This window comes from uncultured Paenibacillus sp. (assembly GCF_963515335.1).
GTDB lineage: Bacteria > Bacillota > Bacilli > Paenibacillales > Paenibacillaceae > Paenibacillus_I.
On record NZ_CAUPYC010000004.1, the window covers coordinates 39,732 to 66,712 of the forward strand.

General features: G+C 56.5%; 20 protein-coding genes. 2 read left to right on the plus strand and 18 right to left on the minus strand.

Translation table 11 applies throughout. The features are described 5' to 3' along the window. Positions 1-35: 35 nt before the first annotated feature. On the minus strand, positions 36-3,635 hold the full coding sequence (locus RWM61_RS02315; RefSeq protein WP_313997133.1) for an S-layer homology domain-containing protein: 3,600 nt from the start codon (positions 3,633-3,635) through the stop codon (positions 36-38). 354 nt (positions 3,636-3,989) lie between these two features. On the opposite strand from RWM61_RS02315, the gene RWM61_RS02320 reads away from it, so the two are divergent. Further along, the gene (locus RWM61_RS02320) at positions 3,990-5,468 is read left to right on the plus strand and encodes an IS110 family transposase (protein WP_313996962.1); all 1,479 of its coding nucleotides are present in this window, start codon (positions 3,990-3,992) and stop codon (positions 5,466-5,468) included. Positions 5,469-5,830: 362 nt separating this feature from the next. On the opposite strand, the gene RWM61_RS02325 is transcribed toward RWM61_RS02320, so the two are convergent. The 14 genes from RWM61_RS02325 to spoIID all read right to left on the minus strand — a co-directional run bounded on the left by RWM61_RS02325 (position 5,831) and on the right by spoIID (position 19,911). Next, the gene (locus RWM61_RS02325; protein ID WP_313996964.1) at positions 5,831-6,967 is read right to left on the minus strand and encodes an MraY family glycosyltransferase; all 1,137 of its coding nucleotides are present in this window, start codon (positions 6,965-6,967) and stop codon (positions 5,831-5,833) included. A 101-nt stretch (positions 6,968-7,068) separates the two neighbouring features. Continuing rightward, positions 7,069-7,839: a WecB/TagA/CpsF family glycosyltransferase gene (locus RWM61_RS02330; protein WP_313996966.1), complete on the minus strand. Its 771-nt coding sequence runs from the start codon at positions 7,837-7,839 to the stop codon at positions 7,069-7,071. 11 nt (positions 7,840-7,850) lie between these two features. Then, positions 7,851-9,026, minus strand: coding sequence for a polysaccharide pyruvyl transferase CsaB (csaB, locus tag RWM61_RS02335; protein WP_313996968.1), 1,176 nt, complete (start codon positions 9,024-9,026; stop codon positions 7,851-7,853). Beyond that, on the minus strand, positions 8,990-11,125 hold the full coding sequence (locus tag RWM61_RS02340; protein ID WP_313996970.1) for a DUF5693 family protein: 2,136 nt from the start codon (positions 11,123-11,125) through the stop codon (positions 8,990-8,992). The genes csaB and RWM61_RS02340 overlap by 37 nt, the downstream gene beginning before the upstream one ends. Before the next feature lie 12 nt (positions 11,126-11,137). After that, entirely contained in the window at positions 11,138-12,847 is a 1,710-nt protein-coding gene (locus tag RWM61_RS02345) for a phospho-sugar mutase (RefSeq protein ID WP_313996972.1), read from the minus strand. Between the two features lie 37 nt (positions 12,848-12,884). Next, on the minus strand, positions 12,885-13,313 hold the full coding sequence (fabZ, locus tag RWM61_RS02350; protein WP_399537745.1) for a 3-hydroxyacyl-ACP dehydratase FabZ: 429 nt from the start codon (positions 13,311-13,313) through the stop codon (positions 12,885-12,887). A 178-nt stretch (positions 13,314-13,491) separates the two neighbouring features. Further along, on the minus strand, positions 13,492-14,007 hold the full coding sequence (locus RWM61_RS02355) for a CDP-alcohol phosphatidyltransferase family protein (protein ID WP_313996976.1): 516 nt from the start codon (positions 14,005-14,007) through the stop codon (positions 13,492-13,494). A 185-nt stretch (positions 14,008-14,192) separates the two neighbouring features. Then, a complete protein-coding gene (locus RWM61_RS02360; protein WP_313996978.1) occupies positions 14,193-14,456 on the minus strand; it encodes a DNA-directed RNA polymerase subunit beta in 264 nt (87 codons plus the stop codon). Between the two features lie 8 nt (positions 14,457-14,464). Beyond that, positions 14,465-15,295: a flagellar hook-basal body protein gene (locus RWM61_RS02365; protein WP_313996980.1), complete on the minus strand. Its 831-nt coding sequence runs from the start codon at positions 15,293-15,295 to the stop codon at positions 14,465-14,467. 27 nt (positions 15,296-15,322) lie between these two features. Continuing rightward, complete coding sequence (locus RWM61_RS02370) at positions 15,323-16,189, minus strand: flagellar hook-basal body protein (protein WP_313996982.1); 867 nt, start codon at positions 16,187-16,189, stop codon at positions 15,323-15,325. 145 nt (positions 16,190-16,334) lie between these two features. Beyond that, positions 16,335-17,336: a rod shape-determining protein gene (locus tag RWM61_RS02375; protein WP_313996984.1), complete on the minus strand. Its 1,002-nt coding sequence runs from the start codon at positions 17,334-17,336 to the stop codon at positions 16,335-16,337. A 124-nt stretch (positions 17,337-17,460) separates the two neighbouring features. Beyond that, positions 17,461-17,748, minus strand: a complete 288-nt coding sequence (gene spoIIID, locus RWM61_RS02380; protein ID WP_313996986.1) for a sporulation transcriptional regulator SpoIIID — start codon at positions 17,746-17,748, stop codon at positions 17,461-17,463. Between the two features lie 180 nt (positions 17,749-17,928). After that, a complete protein-coding gene (locus RWM61_RS02385; RefSeq protein ID WP_313996988.1) occupies positions 17,929-18,663 on the minus strand; it encodes a M23 family metallopeptidase in 735 nt (244 codons plus the stop codon). A 66-nt stretch (positions 18,664-18,729) separates the two neighbouring features. Beyond that, the gene (gene spoIID, locus RWM61_RS02390; protein WP_313996991.1) at positions 18,730-19,911 is read right to left on the minus strand and encodes a stage II sporulation protein D; all 1,182 of its coding nucleotides are present in this window, start codon (positions 19,909-19,911) and stop codon (positions 18,730-18,732) included. 548 nt (positions 19,912-20,459) lie between these two features. Here spoIID and RWM61_RS02395 point away from each other — a divergent pair. Continuing rightward, on the plus strand, positions 20,460-21,470 hold the full coding sequence (locus tag RWM61_RS02395) for an IS1595 family transposase (protein WP_313996993.1): 1,011 nt from the start codon (positions 20,460-20,462) through the stop codon (positions 21,468-21,470). Between the two features lie 553 nt (positions 21,471-22,023). On the opposite strand, the gene murA is transcribed toward RWM61_RS02395, so the two are convergent. From murA to RWM61_RS02410, 3 genes are all read right to left on the minus strand, one after another. Continuing rightward, positions 22,024-23,445 carry a UDP-N-acetylglucosamine 1-carboxyvinyltransferase gene (gene murA / locus RWM61_RS02400; RefSeq protein WP_313996995.1) on the minus strand — a complete coding sequence of 474 codons (1,422 nt, stop codon included), beginning with the start codon at positions 23,443-23,445 and terminating at the stop codon, positions 22,024-22,026. A gap of 207 nt (positions 23,446-23,652) precedes the next feature. Beyond that, positions 23,653-23,892 carry a DUF1146 family protein gene (locus RWM61_RS02405; protein ID WP_313996997.1) on the minus strand — a complete coding sequence of 80 codons (240 nt, stop codon included), beginning with the start codon at positions 23,890-23,892 and terminating at the stop codon, positions 23,653-23,655. 10 nt (positions 23,893-23,902) lie between these two features. Beyond that, positions 23,903-26,689 carry a S8 family serine peptidase gene (locus tag RWM61_RS02410; protein ID WP_313996999.1) on the minus strand — a complete coding sequence of 929 codons (2,787 nt, stop codon included), beginning with the start codon at positions 26,687-26,689 and terminating at the stop codon, positions 23,903-23,905. Between the last annotated feature and the right edge of the window lie 292 nt (positions 26,690-26,981).

Below are 26,981 nucleotides of genomic sequence, written 5' to 3' on the forward strand. Positions count from 1 at the left end.
GCTCATCTTCTTCTAGCTTACTCGGTTCTTACTAATTATAGAAGCTTCGCTTTCTTCATCACGCGCTCGACGATCACCGCGGCTTCCGCCCGTTTCATGTTCGTCAGCGGGTCGAACCGGAAGGTCGGCTTCGCGCCGCCGCTGACCGGGTTCGGAATGCCCGTAATATACCCCGCCTTGTTGATGGCGAGCACGGAGCTGATCGAATAATAATTGATCAGGTTCGCATCCGTGAACAGCTTCTGGAGCGCCGCTTTGTCTTTATTCGGATCTTCCTTGCCTTTCAGCAGGTTCGTCGCCCTCGCGATCATGATTGCGGCCTCTTCGCGTGTCAGCGGCTCGTTGGGGAGGAAGATTCTCGGTCCGCGTCCCCGGACGATGCCCTTGCGGACAGCCGTCTCGATGTACCTGTAATCCCACAGCGCGCCCGGGATTGCCAGATTCGGCACATCGTCGAAGGTCAGATTGCTATCGTCGTAATCGAGCGGGATTTTCAGCATTTTGACCATCAGCTGCGCGAACTCCCCGCGTGTGATGTTGTCGTATACGCCGAATTCGTTGTCGCTCTTCTTGTTCATGATGCCGCGGGCGAACATGAGCTCAAGCGAGTTGCGGGCGAATTCATGGCTCACGACATCGTTCTGGCTGTAGCGCAGCGTCTGAACGGCATAGAAGCCGAAGCCGTCGAAGTCGGTCGTGACCGTTTTCTTGCCGGTGTCCACTTTGCCGCCGAGATTGATCCACTGAACGCCGTCAAACCGCCAGATGCCCAGATTGCTTGCCGCGTCGTTGCGAAGGGCTCCGTCATATTTGATCGTAATCGTTCCCCGCTGGGACGGGACCAGCCAATAATCCGGTTCGTTGCGTCCGTAGAACGGCAAATTGTTTCCGCCCGCTTTATACGGATGCTCGCCTTTGACGAATTGGTAATTGTTCAGGGACGCCATATTCACGTATCCGGGATCAATCCAGTACATCTCCGACATCAATCCGAATTGCGCAACGGGCGTAAGCAAATTCTGCGCGCTCGGGTTCGTGCTGATCGGCGTTATCGTACCGTTGATATTCTCCGTCTTGATCGTTCGGCCGTCGCGTCCGGCGATACCGAACATGATCTTCTGCGAGTCGAACAACCCGTCTACGTTCAGCCCTTTTTTGGCGGGCGCCAGGAACGTATTTTTCGGAAAAGACAAGGTGAGATTGCCTTTGAAAGCGGAAATTTTGCCGGATGCCGTAAGCTCCGCCATTAATTGCGCCCCGACGGAATCGTCGGCGGCGTAATTGACGTCGAAGGTCCCTTTGACCTTCTGGTTGCCCCGGTTGACCGTGAAATCAACCTTATTCTTGCCTGCTTTGAGCTTGGTGACCTGGTAACGGAATATATAATCGTTCGGATCCTTCGCCATTCTCTCTTTGCCGATGTCGATGCTGTCGGCGCCTTCCGCCCGAATGACCACGTCCAGGAAGTTCTGGTTGATAACCGCTTCTTCCGGCAGCTTCGGCGACAATATCCGGTAAGGCGGAATCACCCGCGAGATCGTTACCGTCTGGGAGACGCTTACCGTGCCGATTCTGCCGGAAATCGTGATGCTTTTGGAGCCGCCGGTAGCGGGCAGGCTTACAAGCACGCGCAGCCTGTATGCATCGCCGTCGGTATCGGAGCTGTCTTCAACGATCAGATAGCTTGTATCCATGCTCGTCATGCCCGATCCGGTATCCTTGGCGGTCGTTTTTACATTGCCGTCCTCTTGAATGGTCAGGTCGGTCACCTTGGTCGCATCGAACAGAATGTCGAGGTTGAGCTCTTCCGTCGTATATTGCTGGGTGCTGCCTTGCTGAACGATTTTGTCTTCCGAATCCGCGTTGTTAGGCGCCTGCGGCGGCACATTCCTCGGCACCGGCAAGATACCGAAGATCGACGGTTCATCCGCGGACAAGTAGTAAACCGTTATCGCCGTTGAGACCGGCACTCCGTTGGCCGTGCCCGAGAGCGTAATCGTGTTCGGGCCTGCAACGAGCGCGAGATTCGTCGCGTCCGTATAAGCGAAAGTCGGAGCAGCCGGCAAAGCGGATATCGGAATCGGAGCCGTTTTGCCGTTTACCGTAATGCTCACGCCGGTCAGGTCCGGCGATCCGGCGGTTGTGTTGAAGTTCACCAGCTTGCCTTGTACCCCGCCCGCAAGCGCCAGAGCACCCGAGCTCGTAAACACTTTGCCGTTGGTCAGATTGGTGATTTGGATCGATGGAGCGGGCAAGAAATTGAACGTAACCGACTTCGTCGTTAACGAACCGTTTACGGAAAACTCCAGCCGCACTTCGCCAGCCGGTATTTTATCGATCCGGTAAACCGTGTAGCTGCCCGGCGAAGAGGTGAACGGCGTCGCGCTGAATGTCGCGGACGTCAGTTCCGCACCGTCGGCGAAAGCCTTCAATGTCGGTGTTCCGACACCGTTGACCGTCTGCATCATCAAATAAAGCGGCGTTTGAAGCACGGTCATGTTGTCGGCGAAAATCGGACTGTCCGTATAGGTCACGTTCGGACTTGATTCCGTAACCCCGTATAATTGCCTGATGCTTGAGATATAAGGAGCGTTCGGATCCGAGTTTGTGAACGTCACCGGGAAGTTGGCGGCGCTTTGCGAGCCCCAAGGGTCGCTTTTTACACGAATGCTGTACACGCCCTGGCCGCCGGAGGTGAAATTGAATGGAGCCGTGGAACTGAAAGGAAAGTCCACATAGCCCGGATTCGAATAAACGGCCGCGCTGACCGTTGTGGTCAATGTCGACAGCAAAGTCGATCCTTTGGAAACCTCAAGCATAACCGTCGGTGCCGTGCTCGGCGAAGGCGACGGTCTCACAAAAGACAGCTTGCCCGAAATCGTCTGCGAACCCGTGATGTACAGTGTCGGGCTTCCGTCCAGACTGAACGATCCTGCCGTCAAACCGTATGCCGTAGGCGCATTCGCGTAGTAAATGAGCTCCCGGGTCAGCGTATAGGTTTTGCCGTTGTTGCTCGCTACGATAACCAGGTAATTATGGCCCGGCGTCAGGTTGAGCGTCGTGCTTGTATACGTTCCGGAGCTGCCGCTGAACGCCTGCGTGCCGTTGACGGTCACTTCCGTCGCGTTGCTGGCCGAAATGATAACGCCCGGACTGGCCGTCCCCACGATAAGCGGCTTGCCGCTCGCGAGAACCCGGTTGTCCGACAGCTTGACCTGTGTGATCATCGGGTTGTTGCCGAAAAAAACATAGCCGCTTCCTTCGACCGTGTTCCCCGCATCGTTCTTGCCGATTACAGTAATTTTGTTCATGCCGTCGAAAATTTGCACGTTCGGAAACGAGAAGCTCTGGCCGTTCGAGATGATCGGGGCGGTTGTGCCGACCGAAGATTCTTCCGCCACGCCGTTGACGATTTTCTCGATTTTATAAGAAATGCTGTTCGACGATACGCCGGTGAACGATCCCGAGATGGTGATCCGGTTGGCGACCACCTCGGGCGCCGACGCCTGGCTGCTCCCCAGATTGTTGAACTGGAAGTATAGCGAGTCGGACGCCGCGGACGCCGGTTTGCTCCAGGGTGCCAGCGTGACGAACAGCGCGATGATGAGAACGAGACTGATCTTTCTTTTCCACATGGTTGCCACAAATTCTCCTCCTCGTACTAAAATAGATTTAGCGTTAAACAAGGGCCTAGGCCCTTGCGCCACAAGGCTTTACATCTCTTTGAAAATTGAATTCGAACTTGCAGGATCCGTGAAATTCATGAATAATATCCCGAGCGGGTATAGGGGAAACGCACCTCCTCCTTGTTGCACTTCGGTGACTTCTTTTTAAGAATGCGTTCCCTTCTCTGGCATGTACTTCTAACGCGCAGTTTGTTCCTTCGAGTTCATGTATCAGCGAGGTTGTTGACCTAGCCAGAGTTCAGGGATTTCTATATCCTGCAACGTTTCGAAATCATACGATTCTTCATTCAGGTGGTGAACCTCATGAGCAAGTTATACGGCGGTATTGACATCGGTTTAAAAGAGTTTCATTTTCATGCAATGGACGGGGATGGAAATCCCATTGGCAAACCGAAACGGTTTTCTAACAATGTCCCCGGCATGGAGCAGCTTGTCGAGCATCTAGATGTGCATATCCACAAGCAGGAAGCGACTTCCGTAACGTTAGGCATGGAAGCCACAGGACTGTACTGGTTTCCCTTGTTCCATGCGCTCCAACAGAATGAGCGTATTGCGCAGTGGAACACGCAACTGCTGGCCATGAATCCTAAGTTGGTGGAGAGTTTCCGTCATGCTTATCCAGATGTGGATAAAACCGACAAGGTCGATGCGTTGATCATTGCAGACCGTGTTCGATTTGGACGAGGCATTGCCCCTCAGCATATCCACAATGAGCAATTTTTAGGGTTGCAGCGCCTGACGCGATTTTATGTCCATCTGATTCAGCAGCAAACAGATCTGAAAAACTATGCGAGTTCCTTCCTGTATTTGACCTTTAGTGAATGGATTCGCTGTAAGCCCTTCTCCGACCGTTACGGAGCTACCGCTTGCCGATTAATGAAGAAGTACAAATCGGCGGAAGAGATGGCCGAGGTGACCGCTGACGAGCTGCAGACCCTATTGAAGGACTTCAGTAAGAATCACTTCCGGGACCCGAAGCAGAAAGCGGAAGATGTCCTTCAAATGGTCCAGGATTCCTTTGTTGTTCCGCAAGGGCTTGTCGACTCCGTCCATCTGCTCATTAAGCAAACCTTGCAGCAGCTCGATCTATTGGACAAACACTTGAATCGCCTTATGAAGCAGATCGAGAAAGCGATGAAAGGGATTAAGCATCCGTTGCTCTCCATCCCTGGCATCGGACCCGTGTCTGCCGCACTCATCATCGCGGAGATCGGTGATATTTCACGATTCGAGGTCGAATCCAAATTAGCTAAATATGCCGGTCTTACTTGGAGGACCAAACAGTCCGGCAACTTCCGTGCAGAAGAAACCTTTATGACCAAAACCGGCAATGTCTATCTGCGACGCGGACTCATGATCGCAGCCCAGAGTATGGTCAACCATAATGACGAATACAACGACTATTACCAACGGAAGTTCAAAGAAGCCACTCGCCATGCTCACAAACGAGCGCTGTCGCTCACAGCCCGTAAGCTGGTGCGTCTCGTCCATGCCATGTTATCCACAAACCAACTTTACATGACACCGGAAGAACGCATGAAGCGAAACAAGGAGGTGGATAACCAGACGAACGCCCCTGCACCTGTGGACAATGTTTCCGTTACCGAAACCCCGCTTGTGGATACTATGGATACCGTGGGTAACACGACTGCAATCCCACAGCCTATTCCAAAAAAAGAACACAAAAAAGCGAAGGGTACGGCTGCCGCAACGTCGTCTACGCGACAAAGGGCTGGAACACAACGGACTCAACATCCGAAGGAACACGCAGTCAGCTCGTAACACACTTCACTTGTATCCAATGTAAGAAAAAACGGAGCACAAGTCAAGCAAAAACGTTACGTCACCAACAGCGTAATCAGTAGATAAATCTGAATATTCAGCATACTACCTATTGAAACAGTTAGGTCTGTTTGGAATGCTTACAAAGGCACTTCAAATCTATATTTCGCGCATCACCCCTTCAAACTTTTTCGTCAAAAAACTTGACTTTTACCGCAGTCTTATGTATGGTGACCGACAGTTTCCGTACCATTGTTATCGGCCGGCCGCATCCGAAAATTTAGTGGCGGAGGAATGAAAAAGAGCCTCGATCCCTTGGGGGAGTAAGGCTCTCGGGTTTTGTGATTTTTTTTGCGGGATGCTTACTTGCCCCTCGACTGCGCAATAAGCTTCATCCGCAAGCGCTGAATGAAGTCCAGCACCGGCCGTTTCGATTTGTCGACAAGACCGATAAGCTCCGCGCCGATCTGCATAAAAAACACCAGGACGGCGATGACTACGAAGGTGACCCAGTTGGCCGCGGACGATTGAATGACGGTTGATTGGATGATGGCGCTCACGCCGAAAAAGGCGGCGATCCCGTAAATAATAAGAACGGTGCGGCGGTGGCTGTAGCCGAGCTCGCGCAGGCAGTGATGCAAATGGCCTTTGTCTGGCGCGAAAATCGGTTTCCGGTTGACCATGCGGCGCACGATCGCGAAGAATGTGTCGGCCATCGGAACGCCGATAATCAGAAGCGGCGTTACGAACGAGACGATCGCCACCTGCTTGAAGCCGAACATCGACAGAACCGCGAGGCTGAAGCCGAGAAACAGCGATCCGGAATCGCCCATGAATATTTTCGCCGGATGGAAGTTGAACACCAGGAAGCCGATAATGCCGCCGAGCAGCAGTGTGCTCATCAGAATAACCGGTTCAGATCCCATCAGGCCGGCCATCACCAGTATGGTGCCGATCGCGATGCCGGAAACGCCCGCGGCGAGTCCGTCCAGACCGTCGATCAGATTGATGGCGTTCGTACAGCCGACGATCCAGAAAATCGTGAGCGGAATGGAAAGCCACTCCGCAACAGGCTGCATAGACTCTCCGAAAGGAATATTCAGCAGGTTGATTTGAACGTCGAAGCCGAAAACGACGACGGCCGCGGCCGCGATCTGGCCGAGCAGCTTCACTTTGGCCGACAGCTCGAAACGGTCGTCGAGCGCGCCGATCAGCACGATCATCGTGCCGCCGACCAGAAGGCCTTTGATCAGGTTCATGTCGTAACGGTTCAACAACCCGTCGGGCAGGAACGGAAACAAGAGCAGAAACGCGGCGACGAAAGCCAGATAAATCGCCAGGCCTCCAAGCCTCGGCATGATCCGCGAATGGACTTTCCTTGCGTTCGGCTTGTCAATGGCGCCTACTTTGAACGCGAGCTTCTTAACCGCCGGTGTCATCAAAAGCGCGATCATCAATGAAATAGTAAAGCCGATGATGTAATATAAGCTGACTGGCATTTGGACACTCCCCTTAAGTTCATACCGGATTGATTATACTCCGATCGAAAAGGAATCGCCAACCCCGTTTTCATTCGATTTTCACGATTTAGACGAATTTTTCACGGTCTGGGCGGGCGTTTTGCAAGGTTTTCTCCGGCGCGAACCACTTTCACTGCGAATTTCGGCAGCGCAAGCATTCGGGCGGCCCGTGTGGGCTGCTTCATCAGCCTGTAGAACCACTCGAGCCCGAGCCTTTGAAAAAGCAGCGGCGCCCGTTTCGTTTTGCCTGCGATGACGTCGAAGCTGCCTCCCACGCCCATCATTACGGGAACGCCGAGCTCTTGCTTGTACCGGCCGATCCACGGCTCCTGGGTCGTAAGCGCCCTGGCCACAAAGAGCATATCCGGCGCGGCCGAGCGAATCCCCTCGACGACGGACGCGTCCTCATCCGGCCCGAAATAGCCGTTGCGGCAACCGGCAAGCCGGGCAAGCGGGTAGCTTTCCTGCAGCCTGCGCGCCGCTTCTTCGATCGTCTCCTGCGTCGTGCCCAGCAGATAAACGGACCATCTGCGGCGTTCGCCCTCCCGCATCAGCTCGTGCAGCAGATCGAAGCCCGCCACGCGCTCCTGAACGGGGTCTCCGGCCCGTTCCGCCGCCCACACGACGCCCGCGCCGTCCGGTACGATCAGCTCGGCCTCCGCCATTACCCGGTAATAATCCGGATCGTCGAGCCCAGCCATGATCATGATGGGGTTCCCGGTAATCACTTGCGTCGGCTCCCTGCGTTCGATTGCGCCGGCCAGATAGTCGACGGTCTCGCGCATATTCATTTTGGAGAACGGAAGCCCGAACAGGGTAACCGTCGGATACGGCCTTGATGTCTCTTTCATGAAACGATTCGTCACCTCGACCTCACTATCTTTTGACGCAAATATTGAACAATTTGTTTCGCCGGCCGCTCCGCCTCATCCTTCAGCTTCAGGATGGCGTCCCTGTGGCGGCTCCGCCACGCCTCGGCGCCGGCCTCGTCCAGCAGCGATTCCGCCGCGTCGGCAAAAGCCTCATCGTCCAGCGATTCGGTCGTCCCGATCGCCGTAAGACCGAGCCGGCCGAGAAACCGGTCGATCTTCGGGTCGTACGACAGCCCGAGCATCGGCACCTGCCGATTGGCCGCATAGATGAGCGCGTGCAGCCGCATCGCGAATACGAGGTCGCACCGGCTGACCTCCAGCAGCATTTGCTGCGGATCGTCGCCCGGCGCGGCGACCTCGGCGGTACTGGCGCCGATCGCGCCCAGACGGGCCATCACGGCATGCGAAACCGCGGCGTCTTCGGGCATGTGGAACGGCAGGAAGCGCAGGCGAACCGGGCGCCGCCGCGCAAGCGCGGCCAAGGCCGACGCCGCGCGGGCCAGGTCGGACGCATCCTTGCGCCATCCGCGCAAGGAGACGCCGACCACCGGCACGCGGTCGCCGCCCGGTTCGGCCGCGGGCGCGCCGCCTGCGACGGCGGACGCTTCCGCGCCTTCGGGCAGCGGAAGCCCCATCACCGGATCGGGCACGACCTCGATCCGGCCGCGGTCGACGCCCATCCGCGCGAGCAGCGCCGCGGATTCGGCGTCCCGCACGGATACATAGCGGCTCCGCTTCATGACGCCCCGGATCAGCGGGTTCATCCATCGCCGGTTGACCGGTCCGATGCCCTGCGAATAGATGAACGTCGGCTTGCCCAGCAGCTGCGCGAGCCGCAGAATCCCCGTGTAGTAGGGGATCGTTTTGGCGCTTGTCGCGTCCTGCAGCAGGCTGCCGCCGCCGCTGATCAGCCCGTCGCTGCCGCGAATGGCGCGCAGCACGTCCATCGGCCGCATCCGGTGCGCCGACTCGACGCCGTACATGGCGGCCGTCCACGCGGGATCGATCGACAGCACGACCGGCTCGATCCGCACGCCCTGCCGCTCCGCCTCCAGCTCCAACGCGAACAGAATCGATTTCAGCACCGCTTCGTCCCCGCTGTTGCGAAACCCGTAGTAGCCCGAAACAACTAATCGGAACGTTTGGCCGTAGACCGGACCGCCCATGCTTTCCATACTCCTTCCGCAAGCTGCCAAAACGCAATGAGGCAGAGTCCGATGATGGCGCCGAGACCCAGGCCGAGCAGCACCCGTATGAGGGATATCGCAATCGGCGTATGAATATGCGAGAAGGTCCCGACAATCGACAATTGTCCCATGGAAGCTACAATCATTAATACCCACGCCGCCCGGTATCGAAGCGACAGGAACAGGCCGAGCAGGAACAGCGGATGGGCGATAAGAAACTCCTTCGTTCTCGGCCGCACGCCGAAGGTGCTTTCCAGCGCGCTGCGGAACATCAATTCGAGCGTCGACGCCTGTCCCGCGTTGCCCGTACGCGACAGATAATAGAGGCCGACCATGCCGATAACGGCCGCGGCCGCAACCCATAATACCGTGATCTGCAGACGCAGCAATTTCCGGAAATTATCCCGGACCGATTGACCCGTGTACAAAAATACGTATACGGCCGTAAGCGCCATGGGCGCCAAGGCCAGCAGGCCGACTCCGCGGAATTGCTGAAGCTTGAGCATATACGTAATATTGTTCAGCAGGCCGAACACGAGCGCGGCGCCGAGCAGCGAAATAACGGCGGTCACCGCATACAGGCCAAGCGCCGAAACAAGGCGCTTGCCGGCCGGCAGGCCGTCGAACATCCAGCGGCCGCCGAACAGCCGGTCGGAGCGATCGGCGGCGGCATCCGCCGGCTCCGCTGTGTTCCAAGCGCCGCCGACCGTCCGGCGGTTGCCTTCGGTATGGGCGCGCACGCGGCTTAGCGCCCAGATGATGGCCAGCGTCGGCGCGGCGATTGCCGCGCCGAGCGCCAGCGCTTGCTCAAGCAGCGCAGTGTTCAAGACATACAAGCCTGCGCTTCCGATAAGGCCGAGCGCGAAGGCCGGCAGAAGCAAGCCGGGCGCAAACGCGCCGACCAGCAATGCGACAACGGCCACCGCCCCGGCGGTCACAACCGCCCTCAGCGCCTTCTGCCAGCTTGCATATGCATACTCGAACGGCTTGGCCGAGCCGGTCTCAAAGCCGGCTGCGGCCAGCTTCGCGACCGCCCCCGGCTCCTCCTCCGAGCCGCCTATCGCCTCGTACAGGTTGTCGAGCGGGTCGACGACGGCCGCTTTGTCAATGCTGCGGATCGGCGCGCCGTTCAGGAAGAACAACCGGATGTTACGGTCCTTCGCGGCCAGCAGGAAACGGTCCGCGATCGTCGCGGGACTCAAGGCCGCGCTGTCGGCGTCGGACAGCGAGTATAGACGGACAGCGTTGTAATCGGTCAGATAAGCCAATTTATTCAACCCCAATTGCGGGGTGCTGATATTTTCGATGGCCGCGACGCCGATATCGTATTTATTCAACAGCGAGGCAAAATGATCGAGGCTTTTCAGGCTCGCCTGATCGTTGTATCCCGTCACCTGTTCCCCGTCGAACAGGATGCGCTTTACGCCCAGCTCGGCGAATCGCCCCATTGCCGCTTCCATCTCGGCGGCATTATAAGGCTGCATGCGGTCCGAGAGCCGCGGCAAAATTTGAAACCCCTCGCGGCTCAGCTGCTCCAGCGCGACGGGATCGGGCATCATCGGCCTGACGGCCGCGTTCTCGACCGGCGTCTCCAGCACCAGCCCTTCCCGCCCGCCAAACGACCAAGTCCGCACGGCCACATCGATCTTCGCGAACGCGTTCCGCACGAGCGGTTCGATCGCCCCGCGGCTCGCGCCATCCGCAAACAGCACATACGTAAAATTCTCATTGAGCGGTGCCGGTTTCCCGCTCAGCGCCGCGGCTTGCGCCGAGCTGTACACCGTCAGGCGGCCCGCCCAGCTCAGCTCCTCGAAGGTGGCTTCATACACGGCCATTGTCGTGATGCCGCTTTCCTTCATTTTCACCAATTCGTCCCGAATAAAATCTTGCGGCCGCGCCTTGTAGGCCGCGATCGTCACCAGGTCGCGGTAGTCGAACACGAATTCGACCTCCCGCGAGGTTTGCTCCACCGCGTGCCGAGCGAAGCCGAGCGGCAGCGCCGCCAGCGCGCCGATGACCGTCAACGCCCAGAGGAGAGTCCGGGCGCGGCGGTTCCATTGTCGATAAGTCGAAAGCAAGCTGTCCACTCCTTAGCTTCTATTGTCTACGCGCGCCATGACTTCTCCGGTGAGCTTCACAATGGCCCGGGCCGCTTCTTCCTGCGAATCGCCGCGCACGGCGAAATAAACTTTGATTTTCGGCTCCGTCCCCGAAGGCCGGAGACAGAACCAGGATCCGTCCGCCAGAATAAATTTCAGAACGTTCTCGCGCGGCAGACCGTCCAGTCCCCGCGAATAATCGAGCATGCGCTCGACCTTCACACCGGCTACGTCCGCCGGCGGGTTGCCGCGCCAATCCTCCATGATGGCGCCGATCTGCCGCACGCCGTCGATCCCCTTCAACGTGCGCGACTCCAGATGCTCCAGGTACGTGCCGAATTGCTCGTACAGCTCCAGAAGCACCTCGTACAATGTCTTGCCTTTGCTCTTGTAATAGGCCGCCGCTTCGCAGATGAGCATGGACGCGATCACCGCGTCCTTGTCCCGCGCGTACGTACCGGCCAAATAGCCGTAGCTTTCCTCATAGCCGAAAAGAAAAGTAGGCGAACCGGTCCGCTCATACTCGGTCATTTTCTCGCCGATGTACTTGAAGCCCGTTAACGTGTTGACGACCTCCGCGCCATGATGGACGGCGATGTCGGCGCCCATCTCGCTCGTCACGATCGTCTTGACGACGACGCCGTCGGACGGCAGCGTCCCGCGTTCCTTTCTCTGGCTGAGCAAGTAGTGGACCATGAGCGCGCCCGATTGGTTGCCGCTCAGCACCACATATTCGCCCTCGCGATTTTTCACGACGGCCCCCATGCGGTCGCAGTCCGGGTCCGTGCCGATCACGATGTCGGCATCATGCTTCCTCGCCAGCTCAAGCGCCAGCGCGAATGCGTCCCGCTCCTCCGGATTTGGCGACTTGACCGTCGGGAAATACCCGTCCGGCCGCTCCTGCTCGGGTACCGCGATCACGTTGCCGAAGCCCGCTTGCGCCAGCACGTTCCGCACCGGCATATTGCCCGCGCCGTGCAGCGGCGTGTATACGACGGTGAGCGCGTCGCCCGCGCCGCCCTTGAGCAGCTCCGGATTCAGGCTTTCCGCCGCAACGGCGTCGACATAAGCCTGGTCTTCCTTGTCGCCGAGCCAGCGGATAAGCCCTTTCGCCTCCGCCTCCTCTTGCGGCATCCGGCGCACGTCCGCAAAGCTCGCGACCCGCTGGATGCTCGCGATCACCTGCTCGGCGTCCGCCGGCACGAGCTGCCCGCCGTCCGCCCCGTATACCTTGTAGCCGTTATACTCCGGCGGGTTGTGGCTGGCCGTCACGACGATGCCGCCGTCCGCCCCGAGCGCGCGAACCGCATACGAAAGCTGCGGTGTCGGCCGAAGGCTCGTCCACAAATAAGCGGTGATGCCGTTCGCCGCCAGCACAGAAGCGGCGACGAGCGAAAATTCCGGCGAATGATTGCGGGAATCGTGCGCGATGACGACAGACGGCTTGTCCTTGCGTCCAAGCAGCCAATCGGCGAGCCCCTGCGTCGCTTTCCCCACCGTAAAGGCGTTCATCCGGTTCGTGCCCGCGCCCATTACGCCGCGCAGCCCGCCCGTACCGAATTCGAGCTCCTTGTAGAATCTGTCTGCGATTTCCTTCTCGTCGCCGGCAATGCCCGCCAGCTCTTTCTTCGTCGCCTCATCGATCAGCGCGTCTTCCATCCATGCCTGATAACGCTTCATTACGGCAGGTTCCATCGCCATTCGTCATCCAACCCCTTCTAATGATATGATGTTCCGTTTACTGCGGGTCGGTAAGCGCGAACATGATCTCGCCTTCGCACACGACCTTATCGCTGACCTTGGCCGTGGCCTGACCTTTGCCGATCATCCCTTTCAGGCGGGTGATTTCAACGGACAGCGTCAGTGTATCGCCCGGCGTGACCTGGCCGCGGAAACGCCAATTATCTATACCCGCAAACATCGCGATCTTGCCTTTATTGGCCTCCACCATCAGAATCGCCACCGCGCCGACCTGCGCCAGCGCTTCGACGATCAATACGCCCGGCATCACCGGGAAGCCCGGAAAATGACCCGCAAAAAACGGTTCGTTCATCGTCACATTTTTAAGTCCTACCGCGCGGACGCCGGCTTCGGCTTCCAGAATGCGGTCGATCAGCAGAAAAGGCTGCCGATGCGGAATAATCGTTTGAATTTCGTTAATATCCATCACAGATTGGTTGCTCCTTCGCTCCAGCTTGGTATAAAACCGCCTTAATCCAGAAACCATAATAACATCCTTCATGTGCTGCAGATCATGGAGGTTGAGATAAGGGAGCCCGTCCGACGGAATCGAAGCATTCCGGCGGATGGGCTCCTTTTCGGCGCGGCGCGCCGGCCCGCCCCGTTCAGGAAATCCGCTCACGGTTGAGCGCCATGAACTGAACGATGTAAACGACAGAGGTCAGGAACGAGAAGCCGATCGCAAACCAGAGCACGCCCAGGGCGCCCTCGAGCTCGAAGAAGATGAACAGAATCGCCACATAGAAAAACACGGTGGTCAGCTTGCCCATTGCGTTGGCTTGCACGGTTTTCTTGCCTTTAAAATGGAAAAACGCGGACCCGGCGATCATGCCGAGATCCCTCGCGAACAGCGCCGCCGCAGCGGTCCACGGAATGTGGCCCGTGACGAGCAAGGAAACGATAACGGCGATCAGCATCGCTTTGTCGGCAAGCGGATCCAGCATCGCTCCCAGCGCCGTCATCAATCCTCTCGAACGCGCGATGTACCCGTCCAGAATGTCGGTCAAACCCGCAGCCGCAACAATGAGGAACGCCGAAATCATATGCCCGCCCGCGAACACGGCGAGGTACACGGGAATCAGCAGAAAGCGCACGGTCGTGAGCATATTCGGCAGATTCAACGTCTCCTCTCCCCCTTTTTCTTTGTGTGGAGCCGTTACCCAAGTTCCCCAACCATTATACCTCTACCCTGTGAAAAAAAAAACTGCCGCAGGTCGGGGACCAACCCGGCCGCCATCCATATTCTTTCCAAATAAAAAAGCCGGTTCCAACAAGGAACGGCTCATTCATTTGGCTATGGGCAGGCTCACGATTCGGAAAAAACAAGGTCGTACATATGCTTCCACGTTTCCCATTTCCAAACCTCGCCGGCGGGCGCTTTGCCAAATACGACATAACCGACGTACAGCCCCCCGAGCAAAGCGGCAACGCAAAGCGCGGGCACGAGACAGAAACGCAGGATGCCAAGCACGATCCGCAGGGCAACAGGACGGCGGCGGGCAGTTTTTTGCGAAGCGTCGCCTGCCGGCTTCTGCGATTCTCCGACGGTTTCCGAAGGCAGCTTCTTCATGGCATTCATCAGGCGCGCAAGTTGTTCGCCAGCTGCATCATCGTGTCACTGGACGATAATGCCCTTGCGCTCATTTGATAGGCCCGCTGGACGATGATCAGCTCGGACATCTCCTTGCCCAGCTCGACGTTCGATTGCTCCAAATAGCCCTGCATCAACCGGACGTCATTGCCTTCCTCCGGAACGACGCGGCGAACGACATCGCCTTCGTTCAGTCCCTGCGCCACAATAAACAGGTTGTCCGCTACAGGCGTAAGCACGCTCGGTTTAATCGGCTGGACCAGCTTCAGGCGTCCGACATCACGGACGTCGAAGCCGTCTCTCGAGACGGCTTGAATGTTGCCGTAAGCATCGATCCGCATCGTGTAACCGTCGGGGATGACGACCCGGCCCTCCCCGGCCGCCGTTTCGGCGATTACCGGATAGCCGTCGGCGTTCGTCAGAACGGCATCGTTATTCTCGTTGATCGTCATTTGAAAAGCGCCGTTGCGCGTAAAGGCGCGGTTGCCCAAATCGTCGACCGCCACTTCAAACAAGGCGCTGCCTTGAATGGCAATGTCGTTCACGTTGTCGGAGCGTTGGATCGGCCCTTGCGACAAGTCCGGCTGCACAAGCACCATCCGCGAGCCCCACCCTTGATTGAAGCCCAGCGGAGTCAAGCGCACCGGCTGCTCGAACGCCTCCTGCTGCTGTTTCATATTCGTCAGAAGGTCTTCGAAGGTGGCATCCTTGCGCTTATAGCCCGCCGTGTTCACATTGGCGATATTATCGGCGAGCAGGTCCAGCTTCTGCTGAAGCCCGCCCATGGAGACCATCGCATTAATCATCGAGCTGTTCATCGAACCGGCTCCTTTCTCTCACCGAAATCAGACGCGTCCGACTTCGGTTACCGCTTTTCTCAAGCTCTCGTCGTAATATTGTACCATCTTTTGATTGGATTCGTAAGCGCGCAATGCGGAGATCAAATCCACCATCGATTGGGCCGAATCGATATTGGACCGTTCGATAAAGCCTTGGCGCACCTCGAACCGGTCATTCGCGTCAACCGGCCTTACCGGAGAGCTCCCGTCCTGCAGCCGGAACTTGCTGTTTCCTTCCCGGACCAGCTTGTTCGGATTTTCCACAAGTGTCATGAGCAGCTGCCGGCCGGTATCGAGCCCGGTACGGCTGTCGATGAACCGCTGGCCGCGCGTTAGCGTGAGGTTTTCAATCGCCGTTCCCGGCTCGAATTGAATCCGCGCGTTGTTCGTGCCGAGCACATTCGAGCCGTCGGAAGTGACGAGGAAACCTTCCTCGTTCAAGGTGAACGTACCGTCACGGGTATATCTCACTTCGCCGTCCCGGTCCTGTACCGTAAAGAAAACCTGCGGCTGGAACATAACGTCCCCGTTCGCGGCTACCGCTTTGCCGGAAGCGTCGAACGTCAGCCCGGGCACTTCGATGTCGGACATGATGGCAAAGTCGGAGGCCCGCCCTGTATCGGACAAATCACCCTGCGCGTGGATCGAAAGGCTTTCCTCCGCGAATACGCCGGTATTCAAGATCCCGATGCGTTTGGCCTTCTCTCCCTGGACGCCCGTCAATTCGAGAAGCATGTCCGGGAACGAACGGGAGATTGCGTTTACCTGCTTAAAGCCAGGCGTATTGGCGTTGGATATATTGTTGGTAACGGTATCGTGCTTCCGCTGTTGGGTCATCATCCCCGCCGCGGCGGTATAAAGTCCGCGTAACATCGCTCTACTCCTTACGCTTGTCCGATTTATTCCGGTCTATACTTTATCGGTTCGGCTGCGCCTTTGATTTATAGGTCCGGCGCCCCTCCCTTGCTGCGGCCGGCCCTGCCGACGCGTTCCCCCAAACGCTCGGCCCCCGGGCCGGTCAGCCCAACTTCTTGCCGCTCACCTTATCCAGGTTGTCAAGCATAATTCCCGTCCCCTTGACAACGCAATGTATCGGATCCTCCGCGACGACGACAGGCACCCGCAATTCCTCAGACATGAGCGCATCCAGCCCGTCCAACAGCGCTCCGCCGCCGGTCAGAATGACGCCCCGGTCGATAATGTCCGCCGACAGCTCCGGCGGCGTGCGTTCAAGCACCGCCTTGGCTCCCTGCACGATCGCCGATACGGAGTCCCATAGCGCTTCCCGCACTTCTTCCGAGCGAATGTTGACGGTCAGCGGCAAGCCCGTCACCATATCGCGGCCGCGTATATCCATCGACTCCTTGCGTCCGTCCGTGTACACGGTGCCGATTTTCAGCTTGATCTCTTCACTCGTGCGTTCGCCGATCAGAAGCTTGTACTTATTTTTAATATATTTCATGATTTCGGCGTCGAACTTGTTGCCCGCCACCTTAATGGATGAAGCGGTGACGACGTCGCCCATGGACAGCACCGCGACATCGGTCGTTCCGCCGCCGATATCGACCACCATATTGCCGCTGGGCTGGAAAATATCCATTCCAGCCCCGATGGCGGCCGCCTTCGGCTCCTCCTCCAAATAGACCTCGCGGGCTCCGCTCCGTTCCGCCGCTTCCCGAATCGCCTTCTGTTCGACGGACGTGATGTTCGTCGGCGCGCAGATCAGAATGCGGGGACGACTGAACCAGGTCCGGCCGCCCACGCGTTCGATAAATGCCTTTAGCATCATTTCCGTAATTTCAAAATCCGCGATGACGCCGTCCTTAAGCGGCCGAATCGCCACGATGTTGCCGGGAGTCCTTCCGACCATGCGGTGAGCTTCTTCTCCGACCGCCAACACCCGCTTCGAATCGCTTTCGATCGCAACGACCGATGGCTCATCCAGTACGACTCCCCTTCCCTTCACATGAATGGATACGTTAGCCGTACCGAGATCGATTCCGATATCCTTGCTCAGCATATGTCGTAAGTCCTCCAGCACCATTAGTGAGATACGCGGCCGACGCATCTCCGCCACCCAAAAAATACCTGACGTTATTATTCGCCGCCTTTGGCGAAATTCCTCTATTTTTGTAGAAAATTCGTCAGCTTTTTCCGGCCGTCAGCACTTCCCGTTTTTTGTTGGGAGCTTTCTTGTATTTGATTTTCGTCGCCTCGCCTCCCCTCAAATGGCGAATCGACTTATGGTACTCGAGAATGTGCTTCACCTGATCCGCCAAATCGGGATTTATTTCCGGCAACCGTTCGGTCAAATCCTTATGAACCGTGCTTTTCGAAACACCGAACTCTTTGGCGATGGTCCGAACGGTATTTTTCGTCTCTACGATGCATCGACCGATTTTTATCGTCCGTTCCTTGATGTAATCGTGCACGCTCCCGCCTCCCAACTCGAGATAGTTTGGTACATTATATGAGGGGAGCAGGCATATATTCTTTGTAGCCAAGCGTGACAAGCCTGTTCGTACAAATATTTCGGAAAAAGGACGGGGCGGTCTTCCGGAAAACGCAAAAAGCGGGGGAGGATTCCCCCGCTTTCCTGCATTCCGGCATGCTTATTGTTCTTCCAGCAGCAGGTTGGGATTGATCGGCTTGCCGTCCTCGCGCACCTCGAAGTGCACATGCACGCCCTGATCCTTCTCCAGCTCGCTGCGCCCCGCTTTCGCGATGATCGTGCCTTGCTTCACTTCGTCGCCCACGTTGACTTTTAAGTCGCTGAGGCTTTGGTACACGGTCACCAGGTTGTCGCCGTGCGTGATTTCAACCGTATAACCGTTGGTCGGATGCTGCTCGGCCACCGTCACCTTGCCGCTCATTGCCGCCGTCACATCGAATGCGCCGTTATCCGCTTTCGCTAGATCAAGCGCCATGTGCGGCGTGAACGTCGTGCCGGAAACCAGCATCGCCTGCTCGCGTTCCTTAGCGGAAGCTTGCTCGTCGTAGAACGGAAGCGACACTTCCACTTGGCCGCGGTCGACGACAGGCCATTGCATGACTTCATTCAAGCTTGCGACTTGGAGCGCGTCTTCGTCCTGAGCGTCGGTCTTTCCATCGGCGCTGATGTTGGCTCCGGCAGGATCGGCATTCTTGGTAGTCGTCTCGGTTGTGTCCGCCCCCTGATAGATCCACATTAACGTTACGATGATTGCCGCCGCTGCCATGAATGCTGCCGGAGATACCCATTTTTTCGACAACATCCTTTTCCATGCCGACGGTGCGACGGTTTCCTGGCCCCGGTTCAATTTGGGGGCTTCTTCATTTGACTGCTTGTTTTTGTCTTGGTCATTCATTTCTTATCACCTCACTAGCCATTGTTGCCAGATAGCCGTCGTTTATACGTGAGGCGATTCATAATTTTATAGATTTGAAGCTTGTTCGATTCGGACGCCGGTGTAATAGTATTGCAGAATTTGTTCCGCCGTCTTGCCTGCCTTCGCCAAAGCGTTGGCGCCCCACTGGCTCATTCCGACCCCGTGTCCGTAGCCGTAAGTCGTAAAAACAATCCGGTCCCCGGTTACAACCCAAGTGAATTTGGAGGAAGGAAGTCCCAGCTTCTCCCTTGTATCCCTGCCCGTGAACGTATAGGCCCCGACAGCAAACTCCCGGACACGGCGCCCTTCCGTGAGACCCGTCACGCGAAGCGGCATCTTCTTCTTTTTCTTGATGCCCAGCTTTGCGTAAAACTCCTGAAGGGACATCTCCACTTCCTGCTTGTAGCGGGGAGACACCGCTTTGTCCCAAGGGCTGGGCACGCTCCGCAAATACGGCAGCGGCTGATCCCAATAGTCCTCCGAGTTTTCCGTGTAGCCGCTGCTCGTCGAGAAAAATGCCGCTTGAATCGGCTCCCCGTCATACGTCACAATAAGACCTTTGGTAGCCTCCACCGCACGCTCTATGGCGCCCAGCTTTGCTTCCGCCCCGGTCTGCCGCAGCTTTTTCAGCCTCTCCGCCGGGATATAAACCTGATCCTCCGTCGCATCGGTCACATCGTACCGGGGAGACGCTTCTCCGGCGTTCCCGGCGTTCCCGGCGTTAAGCCTTAGCTTGCGGACGATATACGTGCGCGCCGCGATCGCCTGGGCTTTCAGCGCCTCCGGTTCGAAATCCGCCGGCATTTCCCCTGCCACCACTCCTCTTACATACGCTTCGATCGGCACGGTCTCTACCCTCTGCTCGTCCGTAACCAGCACATTTACGGTTACTCGATCGATTGGCGAGCTCTCCCCCTCGTCGGGGAGCTGCGAGACCGACGGCCCGCTTTTCCGGGCGGCCGGTGCTTCCGGCACGAACCGTTCATCGCCTGTGCCGTTTGTGCCGCCCGAAGTTGCGTCGACGGGCATTTCCGTTTGCTGCGGTTGCTCTCCTTTGTCACCCGGAATGTCCCACAGAGTCAACCCCGGCAGCCATACCAATATCGACAGAAACGCGCCGCAGCCGAACGAGACCCACCAAAGAAAGGTGCTTCCGCTTCCGCCTTTGCTGCGACCTTTTTGCCGGTGCCGGAATCTCCGGCCTCGCCACCTGCTGAATGCTGCCATGCGCCCGTCCTGCTCCTTCCGTTTGCGCGATGAATTCCCGGAATCTCTTACCTCGGGACGTACTCCATTCTATGAGCGCAAATGGTAGGATAGAACGCGCCTTTAGCCGCTATCCCATTGAGTCGAAAGTACCGCATAAAGCACTTTAAGCACCTCTGTCGACCGCAATGACTTGATGCCGGTGTCCCTGTCATCCGCCCCTAATAACCACTATCCAGGGGGATTGGCATACGGTGTTTTTCTGGCCCTTTTAACCACTATCCCGTCGGCTCAGCCTGCTGTCTTTTCCAGACCTTTTAACCACTATCCCGTCGGCTCAGCATACGATTTACCCGGCGTTTAACCGTTATCGTCCAGGCCCGGATGCCATGGTCGGCAAGAGAACGCGATTTTTCCGTCCGACACTGGCCCTTGAGAATGGCAAACGGTAAGCCGCCTTGAATCGAACCTTCAAAAAACTGGATGAAACATTTCAATTCCCTATTGAAAAACGAACAAACGTTTGGTACAATAATTTCGAACAAATGTTCTTAAAAGGAGTTTGGGCCATGGGGGAACTGTCCTTAGCCGCTTTTTGTGACCGATTCGACAATGAAGAAGCTTGCGTCCGCGCTCTTGTCGATGCGAAGTGGCCGAACGGCTTCGTTTGCCCCAAGTGCGAAGGCCGGGAAGCCTACGTTATTCGCAGTCGTCGCTTGCCTTTGTTCGATTGCAAATCTTGCCGCCACCAGACGTCCGCCACGGCCGGAACCGTTATGGAAGGCAGCCGCACGTCTCTGGTGAAATGGTTCCGCTCAATGTTTCTTTTTGCCGCGCCCGGAGGAACCAATGCGGTTAGATTGGCTTCGGATATTGAGGTCACATACAAAACCGCATGGTTAATTTTGCACAAATTGAGACATGCCGTGACCAACGCAGACAAAAGCGTACCGCTATCGGGAATCGTCCGTGTGAACACGTCGACCTACGGAAGCAAGTTGAATCCTACCGTATTCCGGCTTCCGGAGGAACACCCCCTGCTTGCGGGGGCCACTCTGCATCCAGACGGCCATTTTACTTATGTGAAAATGAAGCAGGCTCCCGATTGCTATATTGCCGGCTTGTCGGTGAGCAAACATGGCGGACAAGCATTTATATCCCAGCATGTCCATCCTCAAACGACGGATCTCGTCTGCATTACCGGCAAATACGACCCCAACCGCTGCCGTCCTTTGCTGGATTTGTGCAAGCAAGCTTACCGGTGGCTAAACGATACTTTTCACGGTCTGGGCGCCAAACACCTGCAGGCTTATCTGGACGATTACTGCTTTCGTATAAATCAATCATTCCAAGGCCATAACCCTTTTGTGCGTTTATGCCGAATGTGCGCCACGACGGCCGTCATAACCTACAAATCACTTATCAATCGCGGACCGGCATTTAGTTTCCTTTACCAGCCACCTGCCATACCTGCCGGTTACGAAGAACTGCGGCCGCATTTTATCAAGTGGTATGCCAAATATACAAATGCCATCGGATTTATTGATAAGAACTCCTCACAACCTGCCGCGTTGGCATGAACCGAAGGCGTCCAAATGTACAACCGGCTTTCTTTCGCAGCGGAGATGCCTGTAACAGATCGGGATTCAATCGGCCTTCCTTTTAGGAATCATGGGGGTAGTAGGGGATGGACACAGTGCGAGCATTGTTCCCATCTGTGGATTCCCAATGGCAACGGAGACCGGCAAGCCGTACTTGACTCACCCCTGTCCCACAACCTCTGCACCTACTTCGTAATTGGAAACCATGACGCCGATACGAGCATAAATTGCCATTTTTCTGAGCGGCAGTTTCTTGAGCGGCATTTTTCTTGAGCGACAGTTTCTTGAGCGGCAGTTTCTTGAGCGACACATTTGTCGGAGCGACATTTTTCTGAGTGAAGGGGATAGTGGCTAAAAGGAACGGAAAACAGCGACGGCTTGCCGGAAAGTAAGGCGCCGCCACCCACGACTTCTGAGCCGATGGGTGAGTGGCTAAAAGGCGGCGATAGCAGCAACTCGGTGCGCCGAGGAAAGCACGGGAGTCCTTAAACGCAAAAAGAGAGGACGGCTGTCCTCTCCTGCTCCTATCTTTTTATGCCCAGGTCGGTTGAATTTTTAGCCGGGCTACTTCTTTGTCGCGTGAGAATGCGGATGCGGCTTCCACCTCTTCAGCTTCGCTAAGGTTCTCCTCCAGGTTCAGTTCGATTGCTGCGGCGTTGACGGCAGCCACCATTTCCTCCGTTTCAACCGGAACAAGCTCTTCGCGCCGAATGTCCGCACCGAGTGCCGCCAGCTTCTGCGTAATGCTGACGTAACCGCGGTCAATGTGATGCGTACCGGTAATTTCGGAGACGCCTTCCGCCCGCAAGGCGGCACAAATCAGTGCGGCTCCCGCGCGAAGATCCGTTGCGCACACGTTCGCACCCTTAAGGCCTGTTCCGCCTGAAACGATTGCCGAACGTCCCTCAACCTTAATTTGCCCATTCAGCTTCTTAAATTCTTCGACATGCATAAAACGGTTTTCAAAAACGGTCTCGGTAACGACGCTGGTTCCTTCGGAGACCATCAGAAGCGCCATCATCTGGGATTGCATATCGGTAGGGAAACCCGGATGCGGCAGCGTCTTAACGTCGACCGCCTTCAACGGCCGATCGGTCACGACCCGAATACCGTTCTCGCCTTCTTCGATCGTCACACCCATTTCCTGCAGCTTGGAGATGACAGGGGCCAGGTGGTCGGCAATTGCATTTTCAATGTAGACGTCACCGCCCGTAATGGCAGCCGCTACCATGTACGTACCCGCTTCCACACGATCGGGAATAACGTTATGCGCCGTGCCTTTCAAAGCGTCGACGCCTTCGATACGGATCATGCCGGTACCGGCGCCGCGCACTTTGGCTCCCATGGCATTCAGGTAATTGGCGAGATCGACGATTTCCGGCTCTTTCGCCGCATTCTCGATCGTCGTTGTTCCCTCGGCCAAGGTGGCGGCCATCATAATGTTTTGGGTAGCGCCGACACTGGCCACATCCAAATATATTTTCGCGCCTTTAAGACGTCCGTCGTTTCTGCTCGCTTCGATAAAACCATGGCCAAGCGTAATTTCCGCTCCCATCGCTTCAAAGCCTTTCAAGTGCTGGTCGATAGGCCTTGTGCCGATGGCACAGCCGCCAGGCAGGGATATACGCGCACGGCCCAAACGTGCCAGCAGCGGACCCATCACCAGGAATGAAGCTCTCATCTTGCGCACAAACTCATATGGTGCTTCAACGGCATGAAGCTTGGACGCGTCAATGCGGGCCGTGTCCGTGTCGAACGTAATGGCCGCGCCCAAAGACGCCAATACTTGATGAAGAGTGATGACATCGTCCAAAAGAGGAACGTCGATTATTACACTTTCGCCTTCTTGAGCCAATAATGATGCCGCAAGTATCGGGAGTACGGAATTTTTTGCTCCGTTAACTCTTACCGTACCCGATAGCCGCCGACCACCGCGGACGATTATTTTACTCATCTTTGGTCCCCCCGCGCGCTGTAATTTCCATTTCACATCTTAACATTTCCTTACACAAATCGACAAGAACTATTTTTAAATTTGCTAGGCTTGCCGATAATTGGTTACAGATCCCACATAATTTGGAAGGCCATTCTACATCTTTCGTCTGTGTTCAAACTTTTCGGTCCGTCATGTATTACCCATTGTTGACTTTTTTCGTCCGGCTTATTCGACAAGGTAGCGCAGCATCTGAGACCAGTTCAGGTAGTCCAGAATAAATCGGGCGAACCCGTGACCCAGTACAATCGCCAACATGACTTGCAGCATTTTGGCTTGCGGGCTTTTGGGCCGTTTGAGAAAAGGCTCCAGCTTCAACTCCTGAAGCACCACCCAAGCCAAATAAATGCTTAATAACGTCACCGCTATCGACAACAGTCCGTTAAATCCGAGCGAATCGAATTCCATCCGCTTCCCTTCAATCCTTTCCGGCGAGCGCCCTGTAAATCATTGAACTGAATTCCGCCCGGCTTGCAGTTTCATCCGGTTTCACCGTGTTCCCCGGGTAGCCGCCGATAACACCGGCTTGCCGCAGCCGGTAAAGCATCGGCGCCGCCCAATGGTCACGGTCCAAATCGGCGAATGGCGCGCCGCTGACGGCAAGTGGTTTCATGCCGAGCGCCCGGCCCAGCATCACGGCGATTTCCGCTCTGGAAATCAGTCTCTGCGGCGCAAACGTGCCGTCCGGCAAGCCGGCAAGCCATCCCTGGGCTTCCGCAGCCGCAATCGAACCGCCGGCCCAATATCCTTTCGGCACATCCGGAAATGAAGCGGCGGATCGCTTGGTTCCCTTGCCAAAAGCCCGTACGACAATCGCGACCGCCTCGGCTCTCGAAATACCCTTATCCGGCTCAAAACGGTAATCGCCGGTTCCTCCGACGATACCTCTTTGGTTAAGAGATATGATGGCAGCCTGGGCCCAATGCTTGTCGATGTCGCGGTAGCCGGCTACCAGCAGATCCGCTTCGGTCTTGAATCGGTAATACCGGTTATCGAACGGCATGTCTGCGGTTACTTTCACATAATAAGTTCCGGGTTCGAACAAACGGTCCGTCGATGCCTCGTTCGAGCCTGCTTCAGGCTGGACGGCATACAACAGCTTTTGCCTTTTGTCATACACCTCGAACCTCATGGCCTTGGCTCCTGCAATATCAGATAACGTCATGGTCAAGATATACGGTTTGTTCAGCCTCAACTGGAACCAATCCTGATCGCCCGGTTTACTGATTACGCCGACGTACTCCGTTCCGGGAGATATGGGCGTCGAGGCAAACGCGCGATCGTTCGGTTCGTTCGGATCGACATATCGTGTCTGTACAAGCAGGCTTAGCTTGTAAGCGCCGGGTACCGGGCTAGCTTCCGCCGCAGACGCATTATGTACCCGAATGTAATATTTGCTGCCCGGCGTAACCGTTATAGTCGGTGATCGTTCGCTCTCACCGTCCCCATAATCATCCACATAAACTTCCGCTTCCCCCGTTTTTTGAATCGTGAACGCAGGATCGATACGGACGGTATCGGTCTCAAGCTCGACCTTGAAGGAACCGGCTTGCGTGAACGTCACGGTATACCAATCCTTGTCGCCGGTTTGATGGAAGTTGCCTGCAACGGCCTGTGTCTGCGGCGCCAAAGTAAAGGCCTCGTAATTTCTGTCATTCCGCTCGTAGCCGTCTTCCGCCATACGAAATTCAGCTGTAATCAGATACGGGATAACGCCCTCCCGTTTGGCATCGGTGAACTGCACGTTTACATAGTTTACGCCTTTCCTAACCTGCCATTCCACGGTCTTATTACCTATCTTGACGTCTGTCTCCCCCTTGACCCGCTCCGCGTCGTATTGACTGATTCGTACGGGCGGCAACGGCGTTCCGGGATCCGCAAGTCCTTGAAAGGATAAGACCAAAGTCCCATCATAAGGCGCATTAATTTTGTACCAATCGCGGTCGGCGCCACCGTTCAGCGCAGCTGCATTCCGGTCGTTCAAAGGCAGCGGACCCGCTGTTTGCCGGCTATTGTTCGGTTCAAACACATCGTCCTTCAGCTTCGCCGTGAGCGCTGCATCAAGCTGGAGCAGCCCGTATCCGCTGCGCTCGTCACGACCGGCAATTCCGATATCCTTAGCCGTTTGCTTCAGCAATTCCAGCACCTGATAAGGCTTGAAGTCCGGATATTTCATCCATACCAACGCAGCTGCGGCCGCCGCTTGCGGAGCCGCCATCGAAGTCCCTTCTTGACTTGTATATCCCCCGCCCAAGGCCGTCGTGTAAACATTCCAAGAAGCAGCCACATCGATTTCGGGACCCGGGTTCGAGCGTTTCTCCGGTGTTCCGCCCGCCGTTGCGCCGGAGACGGCGAGCACTGTCGGATAAGCGGCCGGATATTTCACCGCGGCTTTGCTGCCGAGCAGTTCACCGTCATTGCCGGCGGCTGCCACAAGAAGCACTCCTTTGCTCTCGGCGTATTGAACGATATCCCGCATGTAAGGCGAGTAGCGGTATAAACCGACCGACAATACGACGATTTTGGCGCCACGGTTGACGGCGTACAAAATCGCTTCCCCAAGGCGATCCTCGTCTCCAAAGCCGCGGTTGTCCAGCGCTTTGATCGGCATAATGCCGGCCTTCCAAAGAATGCCCGCCGTCCCGATCCCGTTGTTCCCGATAGCGGCCACAACGCCGGCAACATTCGTCCCGTGGCCGTTGTCGTCCTCGGGCGGTTTGCCGGGCTCCACAAGATTTGTCCCCGCGACCAAATTAGCCTGAAGGTCGGGATGGTCCAGATCGACACCGGTGTCCACAAGCGCGATCGTGATATCCGTTCGTTTGTCTGTCAACGTCCATGCCTTGTCCGCGCGGATTTGCCGTAAATAGGCCTGCTTGTCGAGCTCCGGATCGTTAGGCTCGTCGTTGGCGGCCAACAGCCGCACCGTCCCATTCGGCTGCACATACTCGACTCCGTCCGTCTTGCGAAGCTGAGCGAGCCATAGTCCAAGGTCGACACCCGGATTCGGCCGCACGACCTCCACGTTCGTTTGCTCTTGGCGGTGCAGAACCGTTGTGCCGGGCAGCTTACGGGCATCCCCGGTTGTCTCCCACTTCAGCAGCCAGCTCTTCGTCCGCTCGCCCGACGCGACCGCCGCGATTTCAGAATCCGGCGGTACAGCCGCTGCCGCCGCCGGCGGGATCGGGAGAGTCGCCGCCAGCAAAAGACATACGAGTCTCCCGGCGATTCCAGGCATCTTAAGGCCTAGACGACAACGGCGCTTTTCCCCCTTATTCAGTTGTTCCGACGTCGTAAACGATCTTGAAAAACGAAAAATATTTTTCATTCTATTCAGCCTTTAACCGTTGGATTCCCGTATGAAACGATTCGCGGTTCCGCTCCACTCCTATTATACGATACAGCGGCTTGCCGTTCTCTATAATGTTTTTTTAAATTTAAGGCGCCCTTCGAAAAAGCGGAAGCCGGCCCTTCCCGGGACCGGCTTCGACTATCAG